Source organism: Geobacillus sp. B4113_201601, from assembly GCF_001587475.1.
In the GTDB taxonomy this organism is placed as follows: Bacteria; Bacillota; Bacilli; order Bacillales; family Anoxybacillaceae; genus Geobacillus; species Geobacillus icigianus.
Map to the genome: position 1 here is coordinate 1 of NZ_LQYX01000117.1, position 6,054 is coordinate 6,054.

Consider the following 6,054-nt stretch of genomic DNA (forward strand, 5'->3'; position numbering starts at 1 on the left):
TGAACCTCCTTGTGTGAATGGGTTTGAGCACATCTATTTTACTCAAGGAGTTGGGTTCATGTCTCCTTTTTTGTTTAGTTGTCAATTTATGTTAGCGAATTTGCTCATCTACAGTCTTTTACAAAACTACTTGTTCATCCGATAATTTGTTTCTGTACTTTCTTATATCGGAATTTATCATCCAAAAATTTGAAAATATTAAGAGTATCCCTGCTAAAATCAAGACAGCTCTCAACCCTAATATATCACTCACTAAGCCTCCAACCATTGAACCAAGGGGTATCATTCCCCATGTTATCATCATCATTGCACCACTTATTTCTCCCCTTATATGAGAAGGGAGTATAATTTGTTGAACTGTCATTCTCGCAATACTACCTATACTCCTCGCAGCATAACAGAAAATTATACCTGTTATAAAAACAAATATTCCTGCTTTTCCATAAGAAAATCCCATAAAAAGCAGACCAAAACTCGGTATGATAGGACCAAAAATCATAACTGACAGCACATCAAATTTTTTTATCAATCTTGGGGTAATAAAAGACCCTAATAACGCTCCGATTCCTCCTAAGGACAAAATTATACCAGTTAAAGATTCACTAAGCTTCAAATCCTTAATTAAAAAAATGATAGCAATTGCTCCGGACATTGACATTGAAAAATTAATAGTACTGGTAGTAAGAACTATGGTCTTTAAGATATTGTTTTTTAAGATATATTTTATATTCTTTATTATGTTTAATTTTCTTGTGCGTTCTATTGTTACCTTATTTGGATTTTTAATACCTAACATTAGAATCGAGCTTATTAATAATGCGCATGAAATAAATAACATTGTCAACTCTTCTCCAAAAATCCCTATAATTACTCCACCTAATGCTGGACCTAATAAATTCGCACTCGATCTAGAAAATTGGAGTAAGCTGTTAATTCCTGCCAATTCCTCCTTACTATAAATATCGGGAATCCATGCTGTTAAAGTAGTTTCTATAATTACTATGACTAACCCTACTAAAAAAATTATTAAAAAATAATTTAACTCAGTTAAATTTGAAGATAATGCTAAATATGCAAACATACCAAATAGAAGAGATTTAATAAATAGAAAAGTTACCATCATATATTTTCTATTCCACGAATCGGCTATTAAACCTGCTATATAACCAAATATCAAAAATCCAATTGATGATAAAGAAATAGCAAAACCAATAGATGAGTTATTTAAATTTAATATATTGATACCTAAAATAGGGATTAAAATCATTAATATTTCTGTAGATAGAAGTCTTAATATTTCTGCGATTCCTATTTGAAAATTTTTTGATAAATTTTTCATTGTTAAAAACCTCGTTAAAAAACATCAATTAAGCTATTTTCTACAACTCTGTCCGGATGTATCTTATTGAAGAAATCTTCTATATCTTTCAATATCATTTTTTCATCCACATCATACTCATTTAAAACAGTTTTTGCTATCTCTTCTTTAGAATATCCTTTAAATGCTAAATTAAAGAATAATAGCCCCACATCATCTTCTAAAATATGATATACATCGTTTTCACAATTATGGATCATTCTTATTTCTTCCCAAATTCTATAGTGTCTTGCGATCCAAGTAGGAGAATTTTCTTTTGCCTCTTCCAGTATTTTATATGGTTGTTTCGCTTCTTCTAAATATAATTTTATAGATTCCCTATTAAGCAATGAATCTAAATAGTTGTTGACTTCGTTACTTGTAACCTTTATATTCCATCCTCGAATTTGTTGAGCAATTGGCGCAAACATTGCATCAGCTAAAGAGAAGTCTCCAAATAAAAATTCCCCTGTCCAACCTTTTGCTTTTTTTCGGAATAAAGTATTTTCTAATAATTTTAAAGTCTCTTTTAACTGTTCTAAAGCGTCATTAGGTATTTCTTTTTGATTATTTTTTCTAAATGAGTTAGCATAAGACATTCCACTCATTAATGGTAATAAATCAGCATGAATATGGCTACTAAAAACTCGAATATCACTTCTCTTTACGATATCATCACTCAAAAGGCTAGGATAATCTTTGAAATTTTCTTCCAAATACTCAGATATAGCTAAAACATCACAAATTACAGCACCTGTTTCGGAATCTATCAAAATAGGTACTCTTGGTAAATGCTCTACAATACTATTCTTTATTAACTGTGTATCATCAATGTGCAATAGTTGAGTTATTTGACATCCACAACCAGATGCAGGTTCTTTAGGCAAGTCATAATGGTCCTTATCTTTGATTGGAATTATTCCATTTTCAGTAAATTTAATAGGCCAATCGAGTTCAGCAATAACTTCCCTATAAGGTATTTTTCTCTCTCTTAGAATAATAGATGCTCTCATAGACCAAGAGGAAAATTGTTTATCCCCTATAATTAACGTCAACATAAAATTCAACCTCCCTAAATCATTAAACTGAACATTGCTGCTTTGCAGGTGAAGAAGGTTCAAAAAAGTAAGGTAAATGACATCCACCTCTACAACTATATAACTCACTACACCCCATACATGTATTACGCGGTGTAAGTACCTCGGAAACTTTATTTGTCATTTTATTCCATATGTTTTTTATTCCGTCTGTCGTTACATCACCAAAATATACATTGCTATGAGGACAATGCCTTAACTTACCATTAAAAGATATACTTCCCCAAACCAAACCAGCTTCACAGTGCCCTGATAATTGTCGTTTTCTTAAAGGTAAGGTCGGATCATCAGCACTTAGAGGAGAATCCTCTATTGAAGTGCACATTTTTTGACCACATGGCCAAGCAACTACTAAATCATCATATTGTTTTTGTAATTCATCAATCTGTTTCATTAGTGGTAGCATATTTTCAATGGGCACGCCATATTTATCATCATTTTTCCCGGTTGGTACATACCTCATAACACTAAAATACCTAGCTCCTCTATCATACGCATCTTTCATTACATCAATTGCACTGTTAAAATTCTCTTTTACTAAAGTCAGCTCTACAACAACTTCAATTCCTGTCTTTACAAGAGTTTCAATCGCACTGACTGCTTTCTGATAAGCCATCTTATGTCCAGTCAACAAATTATGTAATATCTTATCGCCATGTAAAGAAATTAAAACAGTGCCCACATTGTATTTTTTAAAACGTTCTGCACGTTCAGGTGTTATAAAATGGCCATTTGTAAACACTACTTGATAAAGCCCTAAACTCCCCCCATATTCAAGAATTTCCTCTATATCAGGATGCAATAAAGTTTCTCCTCCACTATATCGCACTATGAAACAACCGTTTTCATTACATTCATCTAGAATCTTAAAGACTGTTTCTTTTGGAAGATGCTTTTGTGGTAACATTTTTATTTTCTTTTGAATATCCTCATCACTAAGATCAGGATCAATTTTCCATACATTGTAGCAGAATCCGCAATTCCAATTGCATAACGAAGTTACCTCAATTTCAATACGAAGAGGGAATTCTAGTAATTTATTATGTTTTTTTTCAATGTCCCATTCCCATACTTTTTCTTTATATTCACCAATATTTGATATAAATACAAATATATCCTCTATTAACTCCTCTTCTTGAACATCATACTCTTGTAAAATGTAATTTTTGATATAGTTAATATCATGATTTTGACTAATTAAGGATAATATTAACACACCTATGTCTCTATCTACTCTGTGAATGATACCAGTATTACTTTCAAACAACAGTCCTAGATCTTCCCTAAACTTCATTTTTTTTATCTTTTCTATATATGGTATTAAACTTTCTAAGTTTTGGCTCATAATATCCTCCTTTACTATTGCAAATTAAGGGGAGGACAACTAAGTTGACCTCCCCCTATTAAATTAGTTGCACTGTAAAGATGGTCCTTTTGCTGATTTAACAGTTGGACGTTTGTATTCTTTTTTTGCTTTTGCCATTATTCTCCCCTCCTTTAGATTGTATGTATATAAATAAGCGCTTAGCGCTTATTTATATCCTTCTTTACCCCTTGAGTTTTTGTGTATTTAAAAAAGTTATAATATTTTGATTAGATTATAATATATAAATTTATTTAATTCAAGTATATTTTTGGTTCATTATCAAAAGTCGGGAGTGACAAATTTCCCTCCCCGTTTCTAGGAGTCCGGTGATTTATTCGTGGATACGGCTTTGCCATCTCATTTCTTAACTATATAAATTGAAATAAAGGTTTTCTCCCGTTCCACAGCGAATAAAATAAAAGAGAAAATAGGAGAACGGAGAGAAAATACGATGCCCAATCACAAAGACGAGATCGAAAAGTTGTCCACTGCCATGAAAGAAGCGAAAAGTAAACGAGCATATGAACGCTACCAAGCCATTTATCTTCATTTGCAGGGATACAAAAAAGGAGAAATCGCAACGATTATTGGTCGATCCAAGAAAACGATTTATAACTATATCCATGCCTACGCCCAGCGCGGTCTTGATGGCTTGGAGATGAAATACTCACCTGGCTCCCCACGTCGATTGAGTCCTGATGAGGAAAAAGAGCTGGCTTGGATTATTGAACATCAGCTCCCCGTAGATGTGGGATTCGAAGCAAAATATAACTGGACGCTTGCGATCATCGCTGAACTCATTCAACAAAAGTGGGGACCAGCATACACGCCTCGTGGAACAAGCAACATTCTGCATCGGTTAGGGCTAAGCTATACGAAACCCACCTATACACTAGCCAATGCCGATGAAGAGAAACAAAAAGAATTCGTCGAAATCACCTTCCCTGAAGTAAAAAAAAACTGTTAGATGGGAACATCGCCCATGTCCTCTTTCAAGATGAATCGATGATTCGTGATGACCAAGCGATTCAAAAAACATGGTTTGTCAAAGGAAAACAACGAATCATTCCGACGTTTGGAAAACATCAAGGGCTGAAGCTGATTGGCACGTTGAACTACGAAACAGGGGATGTATTTTGCATCGAAGAAGAACGCTATGACGCAGAAACATTTCTTCGGTTTCTTCAACTTGTGTTAGAACGCTATCCGACAGGCAAAATGGTAATGATTTTAGATCACGCTCGAATTCACCATGCCAAACTCATTCAGCCTTTTTTAAAAGAACACGAAGATCGGTTAGAGCTCGTCTTTTTGCCACCATACAGTCCGCAATTGAATTTGATTGAAGGGTTATGGAAATGGCTGAAATCAGACGTGATTTACAACGTGTTCTATTCGACTGTGCAAGAAACTAGAAAGAATGTCCAAGCCTTTATTCAGAGAATCAACCAGAAACCAGAACAAACGGTCGATCGTTTGTGTGTTCAGTTGTAAATCTTTAATTCAACTTATATAGAAAAACCTTGTTGCATTGGTCCTGCTTTTCACGCGCTCCCCCATCGATGAAGGGAATTAGCGGTTTTTCACCGGACTTCTAGAAGACTGGTGATTTAATCCTAGATACGGCTTTGCAATGTCACTTCTCAACTAGAAAAACCTTGGTGTATCGACTCTGCTTTTCACATGTTCTCCCATTGATGAAGGGACTCAGCCGTTTTTCACCAGCCTTCTAGGAGACCGGTGATTTAGTGCAAAATACCGCTGAGTTCCACACATTTCTCAAGTAGAGAAACTTTGCAGAATCAGCTTTCTTTTCTGAATGAACATGCCGCTGATTGGTGTGTGCCAGCGGTTTTTGGGGCTGACCCAAAACGGGAATGCGTTTTGGGATCAGCCCCCACTTTTTTGCCTCAAATATAGAAGAATCGCCCTTTTTTCTGGTAGAATAGAGTCACCAAAACCACTACCACCGAAAGAAGGGCGATTCTTTTATGAAACATGATCATGTTTCCTTTAAAGAGTATACCATGGACAGCCTCTCTTTGCCAAGCAACATCGCCGATCTCATTCCGCGGGATAACATGGCCCACGTGGTTCATGAGATGGTTGAACGCATCCCGATGGAGACGTTTCTTCCTTACTACAAAGGAAGGGGGCACCTCCATAGCCATCAAGTGAAGCCTTGGAGCGAGTAGCTCCAAGGCTTCACTCTATATCTTTGGAGGCTGTGACCG

At 35.2% G+C, this 6,054-nt stretch carries 5 protein-coding genes; 2 read left to right on the forward strand and 3 right to left on the reverse strand.

The genetic code is table 11. The features are described 5' to 3' along the window. Positions 1–118 precede the first annotated feature (118 nt). From B4113_RS16155 to B4113_RS16165, 3 genes are read right to left on the reverse strand one after another with little or no spacing between them, the layout of a single operon-like run. A complete protein-coding gene (locus B4113_RS16155) occupies positions 119–1,339 on the reverse strand; it encodes an MFS transporter (RefSeq protein ID WP_033844147.1) in 1,221 nt (406 codons plus the stop codon). 14 nt (positions 1,340–1,353) lie between these two features. Beyond that, positions 1,354–2,415 carry a hypothetical protein gene (locus tag B4113_RS16160; RefSeq protein ID WP_033844146.1) on the reverse strand — a complete coding sequence of 354 codons (1,062 nt, stop codon included), beginning with the start codon at positions 2,413–2,415 and terminating at the stop codon, positions 1,354–1,356. A 22-nt stretch (positions 2,416–2,437) separates the two neighbouring features. Beyond that, entirely contained in the window at positions 2,438–3,799 is a 1,362-nt protein-coding gene (locus B4113_RS16165; protein ID WP_033844145.1) for a radical SAM/SPASM domain-containing protein, read from the reverse strand. Between the two features lie 472 nt (positions 3,800–4,271). Between B4113_RS16165 and B4113_RS19210 the strand changes: the two genes are divergently transcribed. Further along, positions 4,272–5,314 (forward strand): IS630 family transposase gene (locus tag B4113_RS19210; RefSeq protein ID WP_255358741.1). Its coding sequence is split into 2 segments (ribosomal slippage): positions 4,272–4,772 and positions 4,775–5,314, totalling 1,041 coding nucleotides; the frame shifts between segments, so codons are not numbered across the junction. Between the two features lie 497 nt (positions 5,315–5,811). Continuing rightward, positions 5,812–6,015 (forward strand): hypothetical protein, encoded by a 204-nt coding sequence (locus B4113_RS19215; protein ID WP_081897232.1) that lies wholly within the window; start codon positions 5,812–5,814, stop codon positions 6,013–6,015. Positions 6,016–6,054: the final 39 nt, after the last annotated feature.